This window comes from Paenibacillus sp. cl6col (assembly GCF_900102125.1).
In the GTDB taxonomy this organism is placed as follows: domain Bacteria; phylum Bacillota; class Bacilli; order Paenibacillales; family Paenibacillaceae; genus Paenibacillus_B; species Paenibacillus_B suaedae.
In genome coordinates, this window is the sequence record NZ_FNAZ01000005.1 from 36,146 (window position 1) to 58,099 (window position 21,954).

The 21,954-nt window shown below is 47.6% G+C and carries 20 protein-coding genes; 16 read left to right on the forward strand and 4 right to left on the reverse strand.

Features of this window, described 5'->3' with window-relative positions; translation table 11 throughout:
- The first annotated feature begins 53 nt into the window (after positions 1 to 53).
- The 9 genes from BLS15_RS14485 (at position 54) to BLS15_RS14520 (ending at position 10,376) form a co-directional block, all read left to right on the forward strand.
- Positions 54 to 1,133, forward strand: coding sequence for an ABC transporter ATP-binding protein (locus tag BLS15_RS14485; protein WP_090512224.1), 1,080 nt, complete (start codon positions 54 to 56; stop codon positions 1,131 to 1,133).
- 59 nt (positions 1,134 to 1,192) lie between these two features.
- Entirely contained in the window at positions 1,193 to 2,893 is a 1,701-nt protein-coding gene (locus BLS15_RS14490; protein ID WP_090512643.1) for an ABC transporter permease, read from the forward strand.
- A gap of 114 nt (positions 2,894 to 3,007) precedes the next feature.
- Complete coding sequence (locus tag BLS15_RS14495; RefSeq protein ID WP_028532364.1) at positions 3,008 to 5,548, forward strand: NEW3 domain-containing protein; 2,541 nt, start codon at positions 3,008 to 3,010, stop codon at positions 5,546 to 5,548.
- A gap of 137 nt (positions 5,549 to 5,685) precedes the next feature.
- The gene (locus BLS15_RS14500) at positions 5,686 to 6,450 is read left to right on the forward strand and encodes a creatininase family protein (protein WP_090512229.1); all 765 of its coding nucleotides are present in this window, start codon (positions 5,686 to 5,688) and stop codon (positions 6,448 to 6,450) included.
- Between the two features lie 3 nt (positions 6,451 to 6,453).
- Positions 6,454 to 7,962, forward strand: a complete 1,509-nt coding sequence (gene argH, locus BLS15_RS14505) for an argininosuccinate lyase (RefSeq protein WP_090512234.1) — start codon at positions 6,454 to 6,456, stop codon at positions 7,960 to 7,962.
- Positions 7,962 to 8,954, forward strand: coding sequence for an N-acetylglucosamine kinase (locus BLS15_RS14510; protein WP_021254167.1), 993 nt, complete (start codon positions 7,962 to 7,964; stop codon positions 8,952 to 8,954). The genes argH and BLS15_RS14510 overlap by 1 nt, the downstream gene beginning before the upstream one ends.
- A gap of 31 nt (positions 8,955 to 8,985) precedes the next feature.
- Positions 8,986 to 9,738 carry a PIG-L deacetylase family protein gene (locus BLS15_RS14515; protein ID WP_090512238.1) on the forward strand — a complete coding sequence of 251 codons (753 nt, stop codon included), beginning with the start codon at positions 8,986 to 8,988 and terminating at the stop codon, positions 9,736 to 9,738.
- 126 nt (positions 9,739 to 9,864) lie between these two features.
- Positions 9,865 to 10,005, forward strand: coding sequence for a Uma2 family endonuclease (locus tag BLS15_RS29485; protein WP_231515107.1), 141 nt, complete (start codon positions 9,865 to 9,867; stop codon positions 10,003 to 10,005).
- Positions 9,996 to 10,376: a Uma2 family endonuclease gene (locus BLS15_RS14520; protein ID WP_254777343.1), complete on the forward strand. Its 381-nt coding sequence runs from the start codon at positions 9,996 to 9,998 to the stop codon at positions 10,374 to 10,376. The genes BLS15_RS29485 and BLS15_RS14520 overlap by 10 nt, the downstream gene beginning before the upstream one ends.
- Positions 10,377 to 11,173: 797 nt before the next feature.
- On the opposite strand, the gene BLS15_RS14525 is transcribed toward BLS15_RS14520, so the two are convergent.
- A protein-coding gene (locus tag BLS15_RS14525; protein WP_254777344.1) for an IS3 family transposase occupies positions 11,174 to 12,500 on the reverse strand; the annotation gives its coding sequence in 2 pieces (ribosomal slippage) (positions 11,174 to 12,133 and positions 12,135 to 12,500; 1,326 coding nt in all).
- 250 nt (positions 12,501 to 12,750) lie between these two features.
- On the opposite strand from BLS15_RS14525, the gene BLS15_RS14530 reads away from it, so the two are divergent.
- Positions 12,751 to 13,560, forward strand: coding sequence for a hypothetical protein (locus BLS15_RS14530; RefSeq protein ID WP_028532369.1), 810 nt, complete (start codon positions 12,751 to 12,753; stop codon positions 13,558 to 13,560).
- 5 nt (positions 13,561 to 13,565) lie between these two features.
- On the opposite strand, the gene BLS15_RS14535 is transcribed toward BLS15_RS14530, so the two are convergent.
- The 3 genes from BLS15_RS14535 to yhbH form a co-directional block, all read right to left on the reverse strand.
- On the reverse strand, positions 13,566 to 13,760 hold the full coding sequence (locus BLS15_RS14535) for a hypothetical protein (RefSeq protein WP_021254163.1): 195 nt from the start codon (positions 13,758 to 13,760) through the stop codon (positions 13,566 to 13,568).
- A 146-nt stretch (positions 13,761 to 13,906) separates the two neighbouring features.
- Entirely contained in the window at positions 13,907 to 15,355 is a 1,449-nt protein-coding gene (locus tag BLS15_RS14540; protein ID WP_021254162.1) for a SpoVR family protein, read from the reverse strand.
- Positions 15,352 to 16,506 (reverse strand): sporulation protein YhbH, encoded by a 1,155-nt coding sequence (gene yhbH, locus BLS15_RS14545; protein ID WP_021254161.1) that lies wholly within the window; start codon positions 16,504 to 16,506, stop codon positions 15,352 to 15,354. The genes BLS15_RS14540 and yhbH overlap by 4 nt, the downstream gene beginning before the upstream one ends.
- Before the next feature lie 243 nt (positions 16,507 to 16,749).
- Between yhbH and map the strand changes: the two genes are divergently transcribed.
- From map to BLS15_RS14575, 6 genes are all read left to right on the forward strand, one after another.
- Positions 16,750 to 17,493, forward strand: coding sequence for a type I methionyl aminopeptidase (map, locus tag BLS15_RS14550; protein WP_028532370.1), 744 nt, complete (start codon positions 16,750 to 16,752; stop codon positions 17,491 to 17,493).
- Positions 17,494 to 17,752: 259 nt separating this feature from the next.
- The gene (locus BLS15_RS14555) at positions 17,753 to 18,178 is read left to right on the forward strand and encodes an SRPBCC family protein (protein WP_021259039.1); all 426 of its coding nucleotides are present in this window, start codon (positions 17,753 to 17,755) and stop codon (positions 18,176 to 18,178) included.
- Between the two features lies 1 nt (position 18,179).
- Positions 18,180 to 18,563, forward strand: coding sequence for an ArsR/SmtB family transcription factor (locus BLS15_RS14560; RefSeq protein WP_021254158.1), 384 nt, complete (start codon positions 18,180 to 18,182; stop codon positions 18,561 to 18,563).
- 370 nt (positions 18,564 to 18,933) lie between these two features.
- Positions 18,934 to 19,359 carry a nitrous oxide-stimulated promoter family protein gene (locus BLS15_RS14565; RefSeq protein ID WP_235074978.1) on the forward strand — a complete coding sequence of 142 codons (426 nt, stop codon included), beginning with the start codon at positions 18,934 to 18,936 and terminating at the stop codon, positions 19,357 to 19,359.
- A gap of 127 nt (positions 19,360 to 19,486) precedes the next feature.
- Positions 19,487 to 19,855, forward strand: coding sequence for a DUF423 domain-containing protein (locus BLS15_RS14570; RefSeq protein ID WP_021254156.1), 369 nt, complete (start codon positions 19,487 to 19,489; stop codon positions 19,853 to 19,855).
- A gap of 39 nt (positions 19,856 to 19,894) precedes the next feature.
- Complete coding sequence (locus tag BLS15_RS14575; protein ID WP_254777345.1) at positions 19,895 to 21,868, forward strand: sensor domain-containing protein; 1,974 nt, start codon at positions 19,895 to 19,897, stop codon at positions 21,866 to 21,868.
- Positions 21,869 to 21,954: the final 86 nt, after the last annotated feature.

Genomic DNA, 21,954 nt, shown 5'->3' on the forward strand with positions numbered 1-21,954 from the left:
AGGCTATGCCCTTCGCCTGAGTATGATCATTTCAGAGGCAGGAGGGAGCCAGCTTGATAGAGGTAGCACTAGATCATGTTAGCAAGCAATTCGGGAACGTCAAGGGAGTTACCGACGTAAACATCCGGATTCAACCGGGTGAATTCTTCACCTTCCTCGGCCCTAGCGGCTGCGGCAAAACGACGACACTGCGGATGATTGCAGGATTTTATTTTCCAAGCGAAGGCCGAATCGTGTTCGGCGATCAAGATGTCACGACACTCCCACCGAATAAGCGCAATACCGGCATGGTTTTTCAGAATTATGCTTTATTCCCGCACATGACCGTATTTGAAAATGTTGCATTTGGTTTACAGGTGCGCAAGGTTCCAAAGTCAGAAATGATAGAGCGCGCCCATCGCGCGCTGAAGCAGGTTCATTTGGATGGGTATGGAAGCCGTAGAATTGACCAATTGTCCGGCGGACAGCAGCAGCGGGTTGCCTTGGCTCGTGCACTCGTGATAGAGCCGAAAATACTGCTTCTCGATGAGCCGTTGTCCAATCTGGATGCGAAGCTCCGCGAGGAGACAAGGATCGAAATTAAGAGACTTCAATTGGAGCTGGGAATTACAACGATATACGTCACCCATGATCAGGCAGAGGCGATGGCGATGTCTGACCGCATTATGGTCATGCAGGGTGGGGTTGTACAGCAGATTGGAAGTCCTGAAGAAATATATAATCGACCCGTTAATCGATTTGTCGCCTCCTTCATTGGCGAGTCGAACCTGTGGGAAGGAACGGTGGAACGAATCGAAGACGGCGAAGCCGTCATTCGCGTAGCTCCAGATCTCCGTCTAAGAGGGCTGACAGCGAATGCTTCTGCCAACTGTTCACTGGAAGCAGGCAAGAAGGTATCACTGTCGATACGTCCTGAATCGATTCGGGAGGCTGGTGGAGAAGAGACGGGGGACAATATCGTTACAGGCAGTGTAGTCATTTCTGAATTTACAGGAGTTAGCGTGAACTATGTGTCGCAGGTGACGGATCAGCAGTTGAAGGCGATGTTCGTCAATCAAGGGCATCGGGTTCGCGGACGAGGGGAAGCAATCTCCCTGTTCATTCCGAAAGAAAGCATTTACTTCTTAGGATAGAGAGGGGATGAATGATGATAACGAACACACCTAACGCGCCACGGCCATCGAAGCCACGCATGGGCTTGCCCCGCCGCTCGGGGCCCATTACGCAATCGCCTTACTTCGTCTATGTGCTCGTAGCGCCGCTTTTTCTCATACTGTTGGCATATGTCGTTTATCCACTATTTCAAACATTCGTACAAAGTATTCAAGTCGAGGATCAATTCTCGCTTACGAACTATGCGCGATTTTTCAGCCTAGAGCATACATCCAATCTGGAGGCACTGTGGACCAGCATTTATATTTCCGTCTTAAGTGTGATTACGTGTGCAATCGTGGGTGTAGCCATGGCATTTCTGTTGGAACGCTACGAATTTCCCGGCAGGAAGGTGCTGGCTGTCCTCGTTCTCGTTCCAATGGCACTGCCTCCGCTTGTCGGCGTACTGTCGTTCACGTTCTTGTATGGCGAGAGCGGTATCATTCCACGGGCGCTTAAGGAACTGCTTCATCTCGAACAAGTACCCTTTTATTTAAAAGGGATATGGGGCGTTCTGGTCGTACATACGTTTACGATGTATACCTATTTCTATATGACGGCGTCGTCTGCGATTCGGGGTCTCGATCCTTCGCTTGAAGAAGCTGCTGCAAGTTTAGGAGCAGGCAGATTGTACATCTGGCGGCGAGTGATTCTGCCGATGCTGACTCCAGCGCTTGTGGCCTCGTCACTGCTTGTATTCATGATTGCGATGGCATCATATACGGCTCCGCTTATCTTCGGCATCGAACGGACGATGACGATGCAGATTTATTTGTCGCGTACGAATGGCAATTTGGATATGGCTGCTGCGCAGTCGACGATCCTATCCGTTGTGTCGATTGTATTCTTGCTCGTGATGCGCTGGTATCAAGGGCTGCGCAACTACCAGAACATGAGCAAGGGCATCAGTGTCCATCGCACAGAGGTCAAGAGTGCGGTCGGCAAATATGTTGCAATGATTTTGTCTATTATCGGCGTCATTATTTTGCTGCTTCCCATCTTCGTGCTGGTGTTGATTTCATTGTCAACGAACGGCACTTGGACGACGCAAGTATTGCCGCCTGAATATACATTTGAGCATTATATCAAGCTGTTCACGGACAGCAAAACATGGCGGCCTATTGCAAACAGCTTCCAGATGAGCTTCGTCGCAACAATTGGGAATGTCATCTTCGGCGTGGCAGCTGCTTATGCGATGGTTCGCTTGAAGTTTAAAGGGAAGACGCTGCTTGATGTCTTAATTATGCTCCCATGGGCGCTGCCGGGTACTGTCGTTGCGGTCAACTTGATTGCGGCCTTCAGCGAGCCCAATGTATTCAGCTTCAATCAAGTGCTGATCGGCAGTTTCTGGATTTTGCCTCTAGCTTACTTCGTGCGCCACCTGCCGCTCGTGTTCCGTTCTACTTCGGCAACCTTGGTGCAGATGGATGCATCTGTGGAGGAGGCGGCACGCAATCTAGGCGCATCGTGGTGGTACAGCTTCCGCAGAGTTGTGTTCCCGATGGCATTAAGCGGGATATTGGCGGGTACGCTGCTCGCCTTTGTGCAGGGGATTGGGGAATTCGTATCCTCCATTCTGCTCTTTACTGCCAAGAGCACGCCGCTGTCGGTCGAAATCTTCCAACGGATGTATTCATTCGAATTCGGCACGGCTTGTGCATATGGTGTTCTTCAAATTGCATTGATCATCATCGTACTGTTCGTATCCCGCAAAATAACGGGCGACAACACGGCTATATAATCATTGGTCATTGCGTGGGAACCGCCTAGGGGTTCATCAACCACGTTATGATATACAGCTGGGAAATGGCCATTTCCAGCTGAATAACTATTCCACCATTCGAGGAGGGATTTGATGATCAAAGGTAAGTCGGCCTCAAAGATCTGTTCCATCGTATTAAGCGTTGTATTGGCAAGCAGTGTACTGCTGTCCACGCAAGCCGAGACCGTATCAGCGGATCGGGGAATTGTTGATTTATGGAAGTCGATCAAGCCGCTGACGACGATCGCAAGTGCGATGAACACGGGAGCTCACCCTGATGATGAGCACAGCGCGACCTTGGCGTACCTTTCCCTGGGAAGAGGAGTCAATACATCAAGCGTGATCGCTGTGAGAGGAGAAGGCGGACAGAACGAGATTGGAAGTGAGCTCGGAGCGGGCCTTGGGGTCATACGAACTCGGGAACTGCAGGAAGCATCCAAGATCACGAATGTGACATTGGGGATGCTCGGCGAGCATCTGAATGATCCAATCTTCGACTTCGGGTTCTCGAAGAGTGTAGAGGAAACGCTGGAGAAATGGGGGGAATCTGTTGCGTACGAGCGCTTAATTCGCAAAATACGCGAGCTTCGCCCAGATGTCATCATTCCTGCATTCTTGAATGAAAACTCTACACATGGTCATCATCGGACGATTAACGTGCTTACGGTGCGTGCGTTCAAGGACGCAGCGAATCCTGAAGTATATCCTGAGCACCTGAAGCAGGGGCTTCAGCCATGGCAGATCAAGAAATTATATTTGCCGGCGAATAACAAGGATTACACCGTGAGAGCGCCAATTGGGGAGTACAACTCCATCTATGGGGCCTCTTACCTGCAGCTTGGGGAAGAGTCGCGCTTCATGCACAAGAGCCAAGGGATGGGAAGAGTGGTTGACGAAGGGCCTGCTCAGGGGGACAGCTACTATAAGCTAGACCTGAGCACGGTAAAGACGAAGGAGAAGGAGCAAGACCTCTTCGACGGCATCGCATTCACTTTTGCAGATTTGGCGAAGGAAATTAGTGTGAAGGGCAAGGACGATAAGATTGCGAAGGATTTGCAAGCTCTGCAGCAGGATGCAGACAGGATTGTAGCGGCTTACCCAAGCTTCGCCAATGTCTTGAAGGAAGTCCACGGTATGAAGGCAGACGTTCAGACTGCACTCGATAATGTCAAGAAGTCCAGCTTGGATGCAGCAACGAAGGACGATTTGCTCCATCGCCTGCACGTGAAGGAAGAGCAGTTAAACAAGGCGAGTATGGAAGCGGCATCTGTTGTGGTGAAGGTTAAGCCAGATGCCAATGAACTTGTGGCTGGACAGCCGACGAAGGTAACCGTAACGGCATTTAATGGCGGTTCTACGAAATTAGACAACGTGAAGCTTAGCCTGAACGTGCCTGCGGGCTGGACAGCGGCGCCTGTGGGCGCGACAAGCTTTGGGCAGCTTGGCTATAACGAGACAGCTTCAGCTGTATTCGAGGTCAAGGTTCCGGCAGATGCACCGTTATTCAAGCCATACGAAGCTTCGGTATTCAACGCGAAGGTAGTATACGAGGCATTCCGTACTGTGACGTCCTTGCAGGAGACACCGCAAAATGCAGTGGCGGTACTGCCTCCTTACTCGATGACGCTCAGTCCGAGCGCTACGATTCTGAATACGCTCAAGCCAGGCGAGCCAATTCCGGTGAAAGTAACGGTGAAGAATTATACGCCAGGAGCATCCAAGGCGTCGATTGCATTGCAAGTTCCACAGGGCTGGACAGCCGAGCCTGCAGCAGAGGAGATTAGCTTTGCAGCGAAGGGGGAGACAAAGTCTGTTGCTTTCTCTGTTAAGGCAGCGTCTAACGTAAGCCCAGGCAAGTTCACGGTGACAGCGGTTGCGAAGAACGGCGATGTACAGAGCACGCACGGGACGCAGGTTATTCAATACCCGCACATCGGGAAGACCTACATCGTGCAGCCGGCAGAGCTTCAGATTCAAGCTTTCGACTTGAAGACACCAGAGAAGTGGAAGGTCGGCTATGTGTCTAGCGGCTTTGATAATATCGATCAATATTTGCGTCAAGTAGGCGTCAACGTGGTCAATTTGGATGCGAAGGAAATTGAGTCGGGAGATCTCTCTCAGTACAACGCAATTGTGCTTGGCATTCGTGCCTATGCGTTCCGTCCAGAATTGATTCCGAGCAACCAGCGTTTATTGAATTATGTGAAGAACGGCGGCAATCTGGTCGTTCAGTATCATAAGCCAGAGGATAAATGGTCGCCGGAACTCGCGCCGTATCCAATTAAGATTGGCTCGCCGCTCATTCAATGGCGGGTAACGGACGAGAATTCCAAAGTCACAACACTTGCACCGGAGCATCCAATGTTCAACGCTCCGAATAAGATTACAGATCAGGATTGGAACAATTGGATTCAAGATCGTTCGGCTTATAACCCTTCGGAGTGGGGCAAGGAGTATACGGAGCTCATTTCCAACGGCGATCCGGGCGAGAAGGAGTTCACAGGCACCTTCCTGACTGCGAACTACGGCAAGGGTGTATATACGTACAGTTCACTCGTATGGTATCGCGAGATTCCGGCATTGGTTCCGGGATCGATCCGCATGTTCGTGAACATGATCAGTCAGCATCAATAATGGCATTACTTAGTCGCAATTGTTCAGTTGGATAGATTCATCTAGATTCATCAAGTGCCTTGCACATCAGAACATCGGTGGGGGGCTCCTTCGGGACGTCTCCCCAATCGATGGAGAAGCGGAGGTATAAGGAGTATATGAATGTAATCGGAGTTCACGGACGGGAGCTAGATCAAGTGATCGGGAATACACAGTTCGCCGTTGTCCCTCTCGGATCAGTCGAATACCATGGCCCACATTCTCCACTCGGGACAGATATCATATTGGCGGAAGGCTTCGCTTGGAGGATTGAACCCTCCCTTCAGACGCTCGTGTATCCAGCAGTTCCGTTCTCAGCATGCCCGGGGAAGACACAGCATTATCCTGGAACGATCTCGGTTCGTCCTTCCATTTATATCGATTATCTTACCGATGTTGTCCTGGGGATATGTAGGCTTGGGATTCGCAATATTGTCCTGCTGAACGCTCATGATGCCAATATGGGGCCTTCCCGAACCGTTGCTGAATCCGTGACCGGAGCCTACACGGACGCCAGCTTCCTTCTTATTAATTGGTGGCAGATGGCGAGTGTTGAGTTCACGCAGCAGAACGGCTTATTCGGGAGGCAGGCTGGAAGAGGGCATGGCGGGCCTTATGAGATGTCAGCCGTGAAGGCGCTGCGCCCAGACCTGGTATCGGTGCAGGATACGGACTTGGAATTAGATTCGTGCCCTCCTTTATCTTCGCTGCCATATGTACTTGTGGAAGGATTCCCTCAGGGATGGGATGGATATACCGGACATATTCGTCAGACCTCCATGGAAGCGGGGCAGTTGATCGTTGAGGAAGCAAGCCGGAATATGAACCAGCTCATTCAAGAATGGCTGCATATGAGAATGAAGTCGAACAAGGAGGCTTACTAAGCTATGGGATATCGTGAGAAATGGATGGAAACGGAAGGAACTACTTTCCCCGGCAAGACCTATACGGAGGTTGTGCTTGAGCCTGCATTTAATGAAGCGAAGGCGCATCTGCTTAGCCCGATGATGGCAATCAATAAGGCACATCTAATCATGCTGGAGAAGCAGGAGCTTATTACGCATGAGCAAGCGGAAACTATTGCACAAGCCATCCGTTCTCTTGACCTTGAAGCGCTTAAGCAAGCAAGCTATACCGGTCAGTTTGAAGATTTGTTCTTTCAGGTGGAGCATCAGCTGCTAGAGCATGCCGGCGATATCGCTGGCAACCTGCATTTGGCTCGCAGCCGCAATGATATGGGGATTGCAATCTATCGAATGGTGCTGCGGGAGAAGCTGATCGTCACGTTATCTTCGGCACTCCAGCTTAACGAACAGCTGCTTCTGTTCGCGAAAGAGCATCAGGATACGCTTATGATCGGCTATACACATACGCAGCAGGCGCAGCCAACGACACTCGCGCATTACTTCATGGCTGTCGTCGATTCGCTTAACCGCGATATTCGGCGAATGATTGCGGCCTATAAGAACTGCAACCGGAGCAGCATGGGGGCTGCGGCGCTTACGACATCGGGCTTCGCAGTTAGCAGGGAGCAGATGATGGAGCTGCTCGCATTCGACGAGCTTATCGATAACTCCTATGATGCAATCGGTGGAGCTGACTACTTGGGCGAAGTGGCGACAGCTATCCAGCTCGCGGCGATCAATCTGGGTCGTGTCGTTCAAGATATGCTGCTGTGGTGCACACAAGAGTTCGGCGCGCTTAAGGTAGCTGCACCTTATGTACAGATTAGCTCTATCATGCCGCAGAAGCGCAATCCCGTGTCGTTCGAGCATATGCGGGCACTATTGTCGAGCTGCGTAGGCAATACGAATACGGTGCTGTCGATGATACATAATACGCCGTTCGGAGACATTGTCGATACGGAAGATGATATGCAGCCTTATGCGTGGAGAAGTCTTGCGATTATGGATAAAATGTACCGCTTGTTCGCTGCGGTCATCGGTACAATGGACGTGAACAAAGAGATGCTGCGTGAACGGACGCAGGGCAGCTTCGCAACCGTAACGGAGCTTGCGGATACACTCGTTCGAGTCGATGGCTTATCCTTCCGCAAGGCTCATCATATTGTCAGCGATGTCGTGAAGCATTCCTTGGCGCAAGGGTTGGCGGCCAATGAGATCACACTGTCTATTGTCAATGAGAGCGCCCGTCAACATATTGGTAGGGTTACATCGCTCACAGAGCAGACGCTGCGTGAAGCGCTAGACCCGGTGCATTTCGTCGAGATTCGTTCCTTGCCGGGCGGGCCGAGTCCGAAGGAGATCAGCCGCATGATCGAAGTGCGCATGAAGGATCACAGCGGATTTGCGAGCTGGCTGGGACAAGCGGAAGGCAGCATACAGGCAGCAATGAAGCATCTGGATCAAGTCATAACAGAGTGGAGCGGGTGTTGATGGGAACCTACAGCATTCCTCTGCTTGCGGTTGATGGTGGAGGTACGAAATGTCTCGTTAGGCTGCTCGATAGTGAAGGAACTACGCTTGGGGAGGGAAAGGGAGGATCTTCGAACTATCAGGGAGTCGGTGTGGATGAAGTTGTACGAGCGCTGTCTCAAGGGATTGAAGCGGCGCTGCGTGACTACTGCCGCAAGCAGGAGTGTAGTGCGACTTATGAGGCAATTGCAATCGAATGTGCCGTATTTGCACTTGCTGGATTAGATACGGAGCATGACCGTCATATCATCATGGGCCTTGTACACGAGGTATTGAAGCTGCTGCGTATTGAGGCAGAACATGTCATTGTGGAGAACGATGGCTATGCTGCCCTGCTCGGAGCGACAGGAGGGCAGCCAGGGTTGTTGGTGATTGCCGGGACAGGCTCCATAATATTCGGAATGAATGCTTACGGACTGACCGCAAGAGCTGGGGGCTGGGGCCATCGGATCGGAGACGAAGGAAGCGGGTACTGGATCGGCAAGGAAGCATTGCGAGCAATCATGAAGGGGTATGATGGCAGAGAGGAACGAACGAGACTCGGGGAATGGATTCTGCTTCATCTTGGATTGAGCAATGAAGAAGAACTGTATAATTGGACGTACGGCGAGGAGTATTCCGTTGATAGGGTAAGTGGACTGGCTGAAGTTGTAACCCGTGCTGCCATTGCCGGCAATCGGGAAGCGTCACGAATTCTCGTAGCGGCAGGTGATGAATTATTTCATGGTGCAGCAGCAGTCATGAACCACTTGTCCTTGGTGGATACTCCGTTTACAATGATTCTACAGGGTGGTGTTCTGCGACATGAGGGACACGTTCGCAATCGCCTTATGCATAAGATAGAAGCATATGCACCGAAGGTATCCTTTCATGAAGCATGCAAGGAGCCTATTGACGGCGTAGCTTCTATGGGTGTTGCCTATTTGCAGAAGAAGATGCTTGCCCGAACATAGGAAGATTTGAACAGCAAGGGGCTGAAGGAACATGAGGAAAAGATGGCTATTCGTTTTCGCCCATCCCGACGATGAGACCTTCGCAGCGGGTGGGACGATTGCCAAGCTTAGCAGTACAGGTCATGAGGTATATTTGGCATGCGCCACATCGGGATGCAAGGGGAAATCCGGCGAATTCCATTTTTCTTCCCGCGAAGAACTTGCCCGGTTTAGAGAACAGGAGATGCGAAGTGCCTGCTCGATTTTGGGTGTAGCCGATATTACGCTGTATCGTTATCCTGACGGCGGACTGCAGGAGATAGAGCCGAGGAAGTTGGCGGAGCGTATCGCTTCGACGATTGTGGAGCTGCGGCCGGACGCAATCGTGACCTTCCCGCCTGATGGAGTCACAGGACATCCCGACCATATCGCGATATCCGCAGCGACGCTTATGGCAGCGGAACTGGCGGAGGCGTATTATCCAGTGGATAAGCAGCCATCGCTTTATTATACGTCCATCCCACATTATTACGATTACTGCAAGGATTCGGGTCCGAAGGACAAGTGCCCCATTTCAGCACGGATTGATATTAGCGATTATCGCGGGCATAAAGGGAAGGCGCTGCAGGCATATCGCAGCCAGATTTACTCTGTGAACCGCGCCTATCCAGGCGTTATGGAGGATGATTATTCCGTCATTTGCAATTATGAATTTTATACGTTAGTTCGCGAGAACGGTCAGCCTAGACAGAAGAAGACGGCACTGCCGCTGGATGAGCTGCCGATGCTGGATTTGATTGACTAGTGTTAAATTGGCTGACGGTATGGGGGATATGCAGATTGTCGATGATTACATGTAGAAGCATGGACGATAAAACGGTAAGGAGGCTGCGTGGAATGACAAGATCTGATGCTATCAGGATTGGCTGTCATGGAAGGAACATGGGAACTGATTAATGGCAAAGCGTACAACATGACGCCGTCTCTCAACTCAACCCATCAGTTTATTGTCGGCGTGCTCTATTATGCGCTTCGCTTCTTTTTCCAAAATCAAAAATCTATGTGTTCGTAGCACCGCTCGATGTCTTGTTTAGTGAGCATTTGAATTACGATTCCCCGGATCATGTCGTACAACCGGACATCTCGGTTGTATGTTCGAAGGAACAAGTATCGAAGCAGGGTTGTCACGGTGCTCAGAGCTTACTTGTAGAGGTAATATCTTCATCGACCGCATTGAAGGACTTCAATGAGAAGTTCAACCTGTATCAGAAATATGGTGTGCAAGAGTATTGGATTGTTGATCCTGGAAACCGTACCGTTCATGTGAACACCCTACAGGAAGGCATTTATTCCATTCGCAACACGTATTCAGAGCAGGATATGGCACAGTCTACTCTTTTTCGTGAACTCCAGATTCCACTAAATCAATTATTCAGCATATAGATGAACACGAAGAAAGAAGCTGGTTCCCTCATTGAGGAGATGGCTCGATTGTTTTTAAGCTAAGATCATCGAGAAATTGTTTAATTTAGATCTCGATTTTCTGGGATATTTTCAGCTATGTTCATTAATAAAATGTTCGACATCAACACTGCTACTCATGATCATTCCTCTTGATCTCATATGATAATTAGTTTGCCGAATAAGCTTATGTACTAGTACTTTCGTCATACCTGTATCATCATTTCATCAAATACCAACTGTATCAAGATGTGAATTTAAATTGAGCGGATGAATTTATTTAGACGTATTTTACAAAGAGTGACAGCATTCTATATTTGTAGTGTGTTAAAATGTCTACCGAAAAAATGTAGTAAAACAACTGACCAGCTACGCATCACTGCCAGGATGGATAAATCTTACTCACTCTCACCTTTATGTCTTTTTCTAGTTCGAATTATTAGACTAAGTCAAAATAAATCGCAACATTCATATGATAAAATACGTATATAACTGTAGTTGAATCAGAGACAAACAAGTTTCCCTCATGAAGCACATCAATATCATTCATTGTTTACTGTGTAATGTGCTATTAGAATATGAACTACTTCAAATATAAAAAGGAGGGTATAACGTTATGACTTTCCATTTCGATTTTTTTATTACAAATATTATGTTTGGTGTTTTGGTACTGGGAATTGCGTGTTTTACCATTAAAAAAAGAAAAAAAGGTTAGAGTAATGAACCCACTACTGAACATTTGAACTATGACCCTTAACGTGGACAGGATAAAGAAAGCACTACGCTGCCAGAAGATGATTCCTATATTCGTAAGGGGTCATCTTCTTTAATGTCCACTGATATCGCTCGGTATTGTAAAAGTGAATATACTCATTAATGCGATTCCGTAGTTCATCAATACTCGTACAATCTTTGTACTCTAATTGGTCTTTCATATGACCGAAAAACGATTCCATTGGTGCGTTATCATAACAATTTCCTCTTCGGGACATGGATTGCCTAAATCCAGTTTCAACTACATGTTTTTGGAACTCAGGATGTGTGTAATGCATGCCTTGATCCGAGTGAAGAATGGCTTCGGGATGAATATTGCCATTAAGTCGTTCCAGTAGCTTGTCTAACGTTCGATTCACAAGCCATAGTTCCAGCGAAGTCGACAAATAATGTGCTAAGATCTCATTCGTAGATCCGTCTTTTACACAAGAGAGATATCCCCATTGCTGCCCATGGTTGTACTTGAGATACGTTATATCTGTGAGCAGCACTTTTTCTGGCTCTGCCTGATTAAACTGGCGCTTAAGCAAATTAGCGCACGTTTTATGTTCCTGAGTAGCTTGAGCGACTTTCCGATAAGGGTTAGCCCGACGGACTTTTGCTATGAGATTATATTTGCGCATGAGTCGACGGATTTTTTTATGGTTCATCACCACGTTATCCACGTTCTCGAGATTCATTTTGATTACGAGCGCGCCGGCTTTTCCGTTTAAACGATCAAAGTGGGTCTTAATGAGCAACAGATCGCGCTCATCGGCCTCCTCTTTTTGTTGACGGGTATCTTCGGCTGAAAGCCACCGATAATAACCGCTAACTCTTACCTTAGCAAGTGAGCAGAGATGACGAGTTTTTATATTAAATTGACGAATGGTTCGATTTATAAGCTCGGAGCACAATGATGTGCTTAATGTTTGTCTTGCTTCGCCTGCCTTTCTAGTGCCTTCAGCTTTTTTTAGAAAACTCATTTTCTATCTCCAGAAGCTTGATCTTGGCCTCAGCTCGTCTTAATTTCTCCTCGATTGAAAGCCCCTTACTGGAGGGTCTTCCAGAGCTTCCTTTGCCTCGCCGTTCCTCAAGAAGACCTGCTTTGCCATGAGTGGCGTAAATAGATCTCCAACGCTTCAAACTCTCCTTTGGTTTACGTGAACTAAACATATCTAAATCAAAGCCAGCCTCAAGGAATATCTCGTTTGGCGTTTTTCCAGCTTTATAGGCTTTAACTGCAGCAAGTTTAAAGACTGGAGTGAAGGATATATTCGTCTCTGATACACGAAATACGTTTGGGTTTCCCTCAAGTTTTTTGATTTGTAACTCGCTATACCACATGCTCATACTCCATTCTCAATAAATAAATTCAATTATGAACGTAAAGAACCCGAGAGAGGCACTTTTTTTAAAGTGTCCATCTCTCGGGTCATAGTTCAATTTTATGTAGTGGGTTTTGTATTTTAACGAATATTGTCGAAAAAAATCTATTTTATAGTACTTTCTTATCAAGTTCCTATTTTCATATTTACAAACTCACTTTAATGGGTTAATCTACAAATGTTTCCAAAAATATATATTACTAGGAGGTATATTCATGAAAAAGCTCTTTAGAAGTGTGACACTTGTATTAGCTTTATCCTTGGTAATGAGTATGACAGTTATGGCCAGCCCTCAAAAATCAGAATTTAATGTTTCTGAATTAAAATTGGCTCAGGATCAAGCTTACGAAATGGTATTACGTGGGGAAGCAGAGCAAGCTGATTCAAATCCAACAATCAAAAAATTTAAAAATTATTTTGAACAAAATCCAGAAGCATATGCTGAATACATCAATACACTAGATGTGTTGAATCAGGATAAGGTTAATGCAAAGCTCGCAAACTCCGAATTTACCACAACTGCAGACGGTAAATTAGTCATGAGAATGAATGATGGGAGCTTTTTAGTAACACATAACACTTTGACAGATGTTGATGGTAATATTATGCTTCCAGAATCGCCTCTATTAACAAATGCTGTGATTCAAGATACTAAATGGCAAACGTATTCTGCTACTATAGGAGAAAAATTCACTAACGATGCAAGACATGATTTCTGGGGCACTCACAAAATGCAAGAAATTCATTTGGTGACTAAATATACGGTGAACAGCACAGCAATACAAATAACTGATACGAGCACAACTGGTACAGCTTCATGGTTCCCAGGGACAGTCGAACCCGGAACACCTAGAGTTCTATCAAATAATGCAAGAGAAGTTGAAGCTACTTGTGGATATAAATACGGTGGGCTAGTAGACTGGGGTAGTTTTAGTAAGAGCGCGTCTATCACAACAAGTTTAAAAGTAAACTATGCTGGCAGCGGTAGTATCAGTTTCAGTGTAAGAAGTATCGTCGAAGGCTAATGCAACTAATTATATGGATTTAAAGAACCGTCCTCCAAAAATGATATGCTCCCATTATAGTGGACAGTAGAAAAAGCAAAAACTTCTACTGCTACAATGATGGGAGTTTTTCTAATGTCTAAAAGAAGACCAGTATCCTGAGCATCAGCTGCTTTTTGAAAAACTTCTATCGCAGTTTCATATTCTTTTCTTTCCAGCATCCTGTCCTTTTTTATATGGAATGATAATCCCTATTCAATTTATCACATCATCGGTCATTATGACATCTCATATCTGATACAAAAAATAGCTTGGAAGCAAAAATAACTGGTGTCCCAGTAATGAGAACACCAGTTACTATATTCCTCTAAATAAACTTCCGCGATACCTTCTTGCCATCATAGGTGAACAGGACCTGCTTGTCATCGACGGTCGTCTCGACGTGAACCGGCTTGCCCCACAGGGTATATACATAAGGCAGGGTACGTTCGACGTATTTCAAATCCAGCTCCACGGCTTCATATTGGTGTACGAGATAGAGCTCGCCAGAGCGCTGGTAATCGCCATCCTCAACTGTAATGTAGGGGAAGCCGCCGTTGACTCGTGAATAGACGAGCTGATCGCGGATGTTCTGCCATGACTTGTCGGTAATTTTCCACTCCGGCCCCTTCTTCTCGAAGATGTACAGATCCAGCTCCTCGGTCAGCTTCTTCGTCAAATAATTGCGAAGGAATGACTGATCCGATTCCAGTTCACGCACTTCAAATATTTTGGCCCGGCCCTGACCAGGTTGACGTCCATACCGCTCTTGCTCTTCCTTCGTTGGCTCATCCCAGCGCTTCTCAATATCCTCGAACAGTTTGATGCCAAGGTAATAAGGGTTCAAGCTATGACGCGATGGCTGTACGACAGAGCTGTTCAGCTTTGCATACTCGACTGTTTCTTCGCTAGTTAAATCCAGCTCACGTATAATCCGCTGATGCCAATAGGAAGCCCAGCCCTCGTTCATGATCTTCGTCTCGATCTGCGGCCAGAAGTAGAGCATCTCGTCGCGCAGCATGGACATAATATCGCGCTGCCAATCTTCAAGAACAGGCGAGAATTGCTGTATGAACCATATGATATCCTTCTCCGGTTCCGGAGGGAAGGGGCGATTTGACATGTCATGCAGGCTGAACTTGGATGACTTGGAGGCTTGGCTTCGTCTGTCTAGCTCCCACAAGTCATCGTACCGTCCAGGATCGCGTGGCTGTGCCTCGCGCAGCTCGCGCAGCTTCGCCTCCATATAGCGTTCCTTATCCAGGTTTCTCGGCTTGATGACATTTGGATCGATATGCTCCTGAATGCCGAGTACCGCGTCGATGAAGCTCTCGACTGCCTGGGTACCATACTCCATTTCATATTGATTGACACGTTCAGCCGTGACGGACATGCTGTCTACCATATTGCGGTTCGTGGCCGAGAACCGGGCGTTATTTTTGAAGAAGTCACAGTGGGCAAGCACATGCGCTACGATCAGCTTGTTTTGGATAAGTGAATTGCCTTCCAGCAGGAAGGCGTAGCACGGATTGGAATTTATGACGAGCTCGTAGATTTTGCTTAACCCGAAGTCGTATTGCATTTTCATCTTGTGAAAAGTCTTGCCGAAGCTCCAGTGGCTGAAACGTGTGGGCATACCGTATGCTCCAAAGGTATATATGATGTCGGCCGGGCAGATTTCATAGCGCATCGGATAGAAATCGAGCCCGAAGCCTTCGGCGATTTCGGTAATTTCGTCGATGGCATACTCCAGCTCCTGCATGTTATTTGCACTCATGTACGGCTACCTCCCGGCTGTTTTTTGAAAAAGTGCTTTAGCGCCCGGTACACCTCTCCCTTTTCCTTAATGACGTAGTGCATAAAGTTGGGCAGCTGGATATTGCGGTAAGCCGACATTAGGGTGCTGCTGCGGTTGTATTGGTTTACCTCACCGTATCCGAACATGTTGGCCTTCTTTAATATTTGGCCAATCAGCTTCACACAGCGATCGTTATCGCTCGTCAAGTTGTCACCGTCTGAGAAATGGAACGGATAAATATTATAGCTGGACGGTGGATAGCGTGTATCGATAATCTCAAGCGCCTTCACATAAGCGGATGAACAGATCGTGCCGCCGCTCTCTCCGCGTGTAAAGAATTCGTCTTCGGTTACTTCCTTAGCCTCGGTATGGTGAGCGATGAATACCAGTTCGACCTTCTCATACTGCTTGCGCAAGAAGCGTGTCATCCAGAAGAAGAAGCTGCGCGCACAATATTTCTCGAAGCTGCCCATCGATCCCGAGGTGTCCATCATCGCGATAATCACGGCGCTTGATTGAGGCTTAATAATTTCCTCCCACGTCTTGTACCGCAGATCGTCAGGACTAATGTGATGAATGCCAGGCTTGCCAGTGAGCGCGTTGCGCCGCAGATTCTCGAGGATCGTCCGCTTCTTGTCAATGTTGGACATGATGCCCTTCTTGCGAATGTCATTGAATCGAATGTCGGTTACCTCGACTTCCTCCTTATCCTTCTGCTGCAAGTTGGGCAGCTCCAATTCATCGAACAGCAGATTTTCGAGGTCTTCGATACTGATCTCCGCTTCAATGATGTCGGCACCGGCTTGATCACCAGCCTGCTTGCCCTTGCCTTGACCTTGTGAGCTGCTGTCCGTGCCGAGCACATCCCCAACCTGACTGTCTCCGTCTCCTTGACCGACGTGCTTCTTCTTATTGAAGTTATAGACGAATCGGAATTCGTCCAGACTGCGAATAGGGACTTTAATGATTTGTTTGCCATCTGACATAATAATGTTCTCTTCAGTAACGAGATCGGGCAGATTCTGCTTTATCGCTTCACGCACCCTCTGCTGATGGCGTGCTTGATCTTGATAGCCTTTGCGATGGAGCGACCAGTCCTCGCGGGACACAATGAACGTCCGTTCGTTCAATGGCTGACACCTCCTGTTGGACGTATTAACTGATGACCTTTGCTGCTTGTTATGATCAATATATTCACGGGTTGCTGGGATAATGAAACGAGAGATGCACGCGCTCATTGAACTGAGGAAGCAGATTGAGGATCGGCTGATTCATTTAGGTTTGAGGTCTGGCAATCAGGATGTGATACAATACAAGGTACTTAATTCTTATTTCATGAGTAACTTGAGGAAGTAGAAAGGGAGGTGCATGCGATGACAGCAGGCTCCAAGGAAGACGTAGAAGGACTGAAGGAGATTGGAAGGATTGTAGCATTGACCATCCAAGAGATGAAGAAGAGTGCACGTGCGGGCATGACGACAAAGCAACTGGATGAGATCGGTGGGGAAGTGCTGAAGCGTCATGGTGCTGTATCCGCACCGATGAAGGCTTTTAAATTTCCTGGGCATTCTTGCATCAGTGTGAATACAGAGGTTGCCCATGGGATTCCAGGCAAGAAAGTGCTGCAGCCTGGTGATTTAATTAATGTAGATGTATGCGCGGAAAAGAACGGCTATGTTGCGGATTCGGGCCAGTCGTTCCAACTTGCTCCTCACAGCACGGAAATTACGGAACTGTGTCAATACACGCATGATACGATGATGAAGGTCATCTCTTCATTGAAGCATGGAGTAAAGCTGAACACGATTGGGAAAATGTTCGAGGAAGCTGCTGATCAAGGCGGATATACCGTAATTCAAAACTTGTGCTCTCATGGTGTGGGGAGAGCTGTGCATGAAGAGCCAAGTATTCTGCCGATTTACAATCGACTCGATACAAGAATCCTGAAGGAAGGCATGGTTATTACGATCGAGCCATTCCTGTCTACAGGCGCGGACTATGCGGTGAAGCAGGCAGACGGCTGGACATTAAGCACGCCTGATGGCAGTGTAGCTGCGCAATTCGAGCATACGATTATTATTACGAAGCAAGATCCGATCATTATCACAGTTGCATAGAAGCATCAGAACGATCTAGACTTTCGTCCGGTAAGAGGACGATAGTTCTGGATCGTATTTTTTACTCGTTGAGTAGGTTCTAACTGTGACACAATCCGTGTTTTTCAAGAAGAGGGGAGCAGGACAAGGAAGGCGTGTTTGACATGAAACCAATAGGTGTCATATAATGAACACTAACATGAAACCAAATGGTTTCGTAATAATGTCGATCTCGTTAGCACATGCTGACAGATATCGAATAGTTGGAGGAATAACATCTATGACAAATCATGCTTCTCAATCATCTCTCGATATTCAAAAAACAATTACATTGCAAGCCCCGATCCAGAAGGTATGGGATGCGGTAGCTACTTCGGAAGGCATTGCAGCCTGGTTCATGCCGAATGATTTCCAGCCTGAGCTTGGCTACGAATTTCACCTGAATGCGGGCCCCTTTGGCAACTCGCCATGCAAGGTTACAGAACTCGATCCTCCGAACCGCTTGTCGTTCCGCTGGGGGAAGGATTGGACATTGACATTTGCCTTGGCTGAAGTTGATGGGAAGACGGAATTTACGCTCATTCATTCTGGATGGGATCCGGAGGGGATTACGGAGTTCGGCGAGACGCATACAGTTGTACGCGAGCGCATGAACAATGGCTGGGACGGATTGGTTCAGAAGCTTCGTTCTATCATCGAGGCGTAAGATGGGGGCATCTGCACCGAAGCATGATGTGTTCCAAGCGATTGCTGATCCTACACGCCGCAAGCTGCTGCAGCTGCTCGCAGATCAGGAACTTCCTGTCACGGTGATTAGCGGACATTTCCCGATGAGCCGGACTGCCGTATCCAAGCATTTGCGTATTCTGGCCGAAGCGGGACTCGTTAAGGATCGGAAAATTGGCAGAGAGGTTAGATACCGGCTGGATCCGGATCCGCTGCTGGAATTGAAGCGTTGGCTGGCCTATTATGATCGTTATTGGGATAACAAGCTGTCTATGCTCCAGCATTATGTGGAAAGCTCAGGTGATTCAGGCCGCTCTGAAGGTAATGTCGGAATACAGGAGCGATCAGACAGCAGTGAGGAATAATTCTATTGGTTAGATCGCTAATGCAGGATATTCCATATAAGTAATTTCTGCATGAAGGAAAGAACATCGTCAGCCGCAGTGACCTGCTAAGTAGCGAGCAGGTTGCTGCGGTTATTTTTTGTTGACAATCTAAAATAGACTTTTTCTAACAAAAATTTGAAAATAACCGATATATACAATGTATGACTTTGAGGGGTGGTGTGCACTTATTTTTGTCCCAATGGGAGCGATTCATTTACATGGATCGTTATCTTGTGGATGTGGGTACTGTGCTGGATGTTCTGTTATCAAAGTCATATCCGGCATTCCTGCTTCTCGATATGATTACATCATTAGTTAGAGGAAAATCCTAATGATGAGGTTGATTGAGATGGAAACAAAACAAGGGCAAGGTGAGATGCTGCCATCACCTTCGCGCCGTAAAGAGAACCACAAGCAGGAAGGGCCAAGAATCACACGAGAAAAACGGACTGTTCTGCTCATGCTCCGCATATATTGTCATCATCATCATACACTGGAGCTGAATCCACATTCCGAGAACCGTTCAGAGCAATACGGATTATGCCCTAGCTGCGCTGAATTGCTTGCCTATGCTTGGAAGCGTCTTACCTATTGCCGCTTCGGAGAGCGCAAGACGACATGTGAACGGTGTGCGGTTCATTGCTATAAGCAAGACAAGCGTGATGCCATCAAACTCGTCATGCGGGAAGTAGGCCCTAAAATGCTGGTTAAGCATCCGATTGTTGCATTCCGTCATGTATGGGATAACCTTCGCGCCCCTGAAGGTGGTAAATAAATCTCCCACCTCAGAATGCCCTATAGGATCATATTTGTTAGTGGAAAAACAGCAATAATTCAGATAATATATAATCGTATGAATATAGTTAAAAATTGCCGAAATGTGGCTTGAAGGAGCGAACATCATGTTGCGACGCTATACGATTATAGGAAGTATAAATATGCTGTTATCCGTCGCTCTCGGTGCATTTGGAGCGCATGTCATGAAGGGGTTGTTGACACCTGAACGGATGGCTACTTTTGAAACAGCTGTTCAATACCATATGGCGCACGCGCTTGGATTGCTTCTTATTGCGATATTGGCGGATAAATTGGCGGATCAGAAGAAGGTCGCATTGTCAGCTCGGCTGATATGGATCGGTATTATTGTATTCTCTGGCAGCTTGTATCTGCTGTGCTTCACAGGAATTAAAATGTTAGGAGCGATTACACCGATTGGAGGAGTGGCATTCATCGCTGGTTGGTTGATGCTTGCTCTTGCTGCTCGTCGATGAGTGTTCGTACTGACTCCAATGCTGGAAGGAAGATACTTAGTGAGTGACCGTAAGGTACAGAATGAACGGCAATTGCAGAAGCGGGATCGCTCAATTCGATATGCTTTATATGTAATGGCTATCTCTTTAATTACGGCAATCGTATGTACAGGGTGGGCAGTGCTGCAGTTGGAGGGATTGGCGCGATTGTGGGTGCTGATTCTGCTTACAGCGATGCTTGGATATGCTGCAGCTGCTAAGATTAGATCCTCACACTATCAACGGTTTGGAGTCGCACATAATCCGATTAGCACGATTGAGCCGCCAGCTGCCTCTGTTCAGCCAACATGGAAGTCTTATTACGATCACCTGCCTGTTCCTATGCTGTTTGTCCGTCACGATGGCAAGGTTGTCGGCATGAACCCAGCGTTCCAAGAGGTAACCGGGTTCGATGGCTCGCTCATCACTATCGGACAATGGATGGAGGAACAAGCTTGCTCGAAGCTGATTCAGGCCATGGATCAAGTAACAAGCGGGGGCGAGATCGAGCTGGAATTGGTCGGATGCTCGAAGGATGGCTTCCCGCAAGACTGGCTCATTCGAATGACGCAGCTTCCGGGACTGACTCATTGTCCAGAAGAGGAAGCCATTTTCTCAGTAAGTCTTCGAGACGCGAGTCCAAATCGATATATGGAAGAACGGATTCGCTACATGGCCTATTATGATGATATGACCGGCTTACCGAATCGTCGAATGTTCATGCAACGGCTGGAAGAAGCGCTAGAGATGGCTGCTCATGCCTCGTTTTCTATTGCGGTGCTGTACATGGATCTTGATCGGTTTAAGCGCATTAACGATACATTTGGTACTGATTTTGGCGATATGCTCCTCATGCAGATTGCCGACAGACTGCTGCGCTCGATGACTGAGAATGATGTCATTGCTCGCATGGAGGGGGATGAATTCATCTGCTTCATGACGAACGCAGGATCAGAGGAGGAAGTGAAGGAGCGTGTACGCCAACTGTTGTCGGTGTTCGAGGAGCCGTTCGAATTGAACGATATCCCCGTTCATGTAACGATGAGCATAGGCGTGAAGCTTATTCATGAAGATATGCGCATTCATGATGCAGGTCTGGCCGTTCAGCAGGCAGACTACGCTTTGTCTCGGGTGAAGGAACTGGGGAAGAACGGATATCTATTCTTCGTTCCAGAGATGAATGATCGTCCGCTTGAGCGTATTACACTGGAGCATGACATGCGCAAGGCGCTGACAAGAGGGGAATTCGAGCTCTATTACCAGCCGCAGGTAGATATGTCGACCTACCGAATTGTCGGGATGGAGGCACTTGTGCGCTGGAACCATCCGGAGCGAGGTCTCATTCCGCCGGGAGAATTTATCTCCTTGGCTGAAGAGAATGGCTTCATTGTAGCCCTCGGGACATGGATTATGGAAGAAGCCTGCAGACAGAATAAGCAGTGGCAAGATAAAGGCCTTGAACGTATACCGGTATCCGTTAATTTGTCAGTTAGGCAGTTCGAAATGAACAATTTGACGGAGACGGTACAGGAGGTACTACAGCGAACAGGGCTGGAACCTCAATACCTTGACCTGGAAATTACGGAGAGCATGACGATGGAAGTATCGCGTGCGTCACAGACCTTGCGCAAGTTGAAAGATATGGGCGTAGCGATTAGTATTGATGATTTCGGAACGGGTTACAGCTCACTGCATTATTTGAAGAACTTTCCGATACACCGCCTCAAGATTGATCGCTCCTTTGTGCGTGATTTGCAGCAAGATCCGAATGATGCTGCCATCGTATCGGCGATTATTGCACTCGGGCACAATATGAATATGCAAGTTATTGCAGAAGGTGTAGAGACGAAGGAACAGCTTATCTTCTTGCAAAATAATCAATGTGACAATATACAGGGCTATTACTTCAGCCCTCCGCTGCCACGCAGTGGGTTCGAATCTCTGTTCCGCAGATATTCGCTGCAATCAGGAAGCGATGCAATGCTTCGTACATAAGTGAATAACAGATATGCAACAGCCGCAATAGGAGTCGACTGATCTGACTTCATTGCGGCTGTTGTTGTTTGTTCATGTGTTATTGA

Coding starts and splice junctions, on each gene's coding strand:
- BLS15_RS14500 (WP_090512229.1), top strand. CDS start 5,686: ATGAATGTAATCGGAGTTCACGGACGGGAGCTAGATCAAGTGATCGGG.
- map (WP_028532370.1), top strand. CDS start 16,750: ATGACAGCAGGCTCCAAGGAAGACGTAGAAGGACTGAAGGAGATTGGA.
- BLS15_RS14570 (WP_021254156.1), top strand. CDS start 19,487: ATGTTGCGACGCTATACGATTATAGGAAGTATAAATATGCTGTTATCC.
- BLS15_RS14490 (WP_090512643.1), top strand. CDS start 1,193: ATGGGCTTGCCCCGCCGCTCGGGGCCCATTACGCAATCGCCTTACTTC.
- BLS15_RS14530 (WP_028532369.1), top strand. CDS start 12,751: ATGAAAAAGCTCTTTAGAAGTGTGACACTTGTATTAGCTTTATCCTTG.
- BLS15_RS29485 (WP_231515107.1), top strand. CDS start 9,865: ATGGAAGGAACATGGGAACTGATTAATGGCAAAGCGTACAACATGACG.
- BLS15_RS14510 (WP_021254167.1), top strand. CDS start 7,962: ATGGGAACCTACAGCATTCCTCTGCTTGCGGTTGATGGTGGAGGTACG.
- BLS15_RS14540 (WP_021254162.1), bottom strand. CDS start 15,355: ATGAGTGCAAATAACATGCAGGAGCTGGAGTATGCCATCGACGAAATT.
- BLS15_RS14535 (WP_021254163.1), bottom strand. CDS start 13,760: ATGCTGGAAAGAAAAGAATATGAAACTGCGATAGAAGTTTTTCAAAAA.
- BLS15_RS14495 (WP_028532364.1), top strand. CDS start 3,008: ATGATCAAAGGTAAGTCGGCCTCAAAGATCTGTTCCATCGTATTAAGC.
- BLS15_RS14565 (WP_235074978.1), top strand. CDS start 18,934: ATGGAAACAAAACAAGGGCAAGGTGAGATGCTGCCATCACCTTCGCGC.
- argH (WP_090512234.1), top strand. CDS start 6,454: ATGGGATATCGTGAGAAATGGATGGAAACGGAAGGAACTACTTTCCCC.
- BLS15_RS14560 (WP_021254158.1), top strand. CDS start 18,180: ATGGGGGCATCTGCACCGAAGCATGATGTGTTCCAAGCGATTGCTGAT.
- BLS15_RS14555 (WP_021259039.1), top strand. CDS start 17,753: ATGACAAATCATGCTTCTCAATCATCTCTCGATATTCAAAAAACAATT.
- BLS15_RS14515 (WP_090512238.1), top strand. CDS start 8,986: ATGAGGAAAAGATGGCTATTCGTTTTCGCCCATCCCGACGATGAGACC.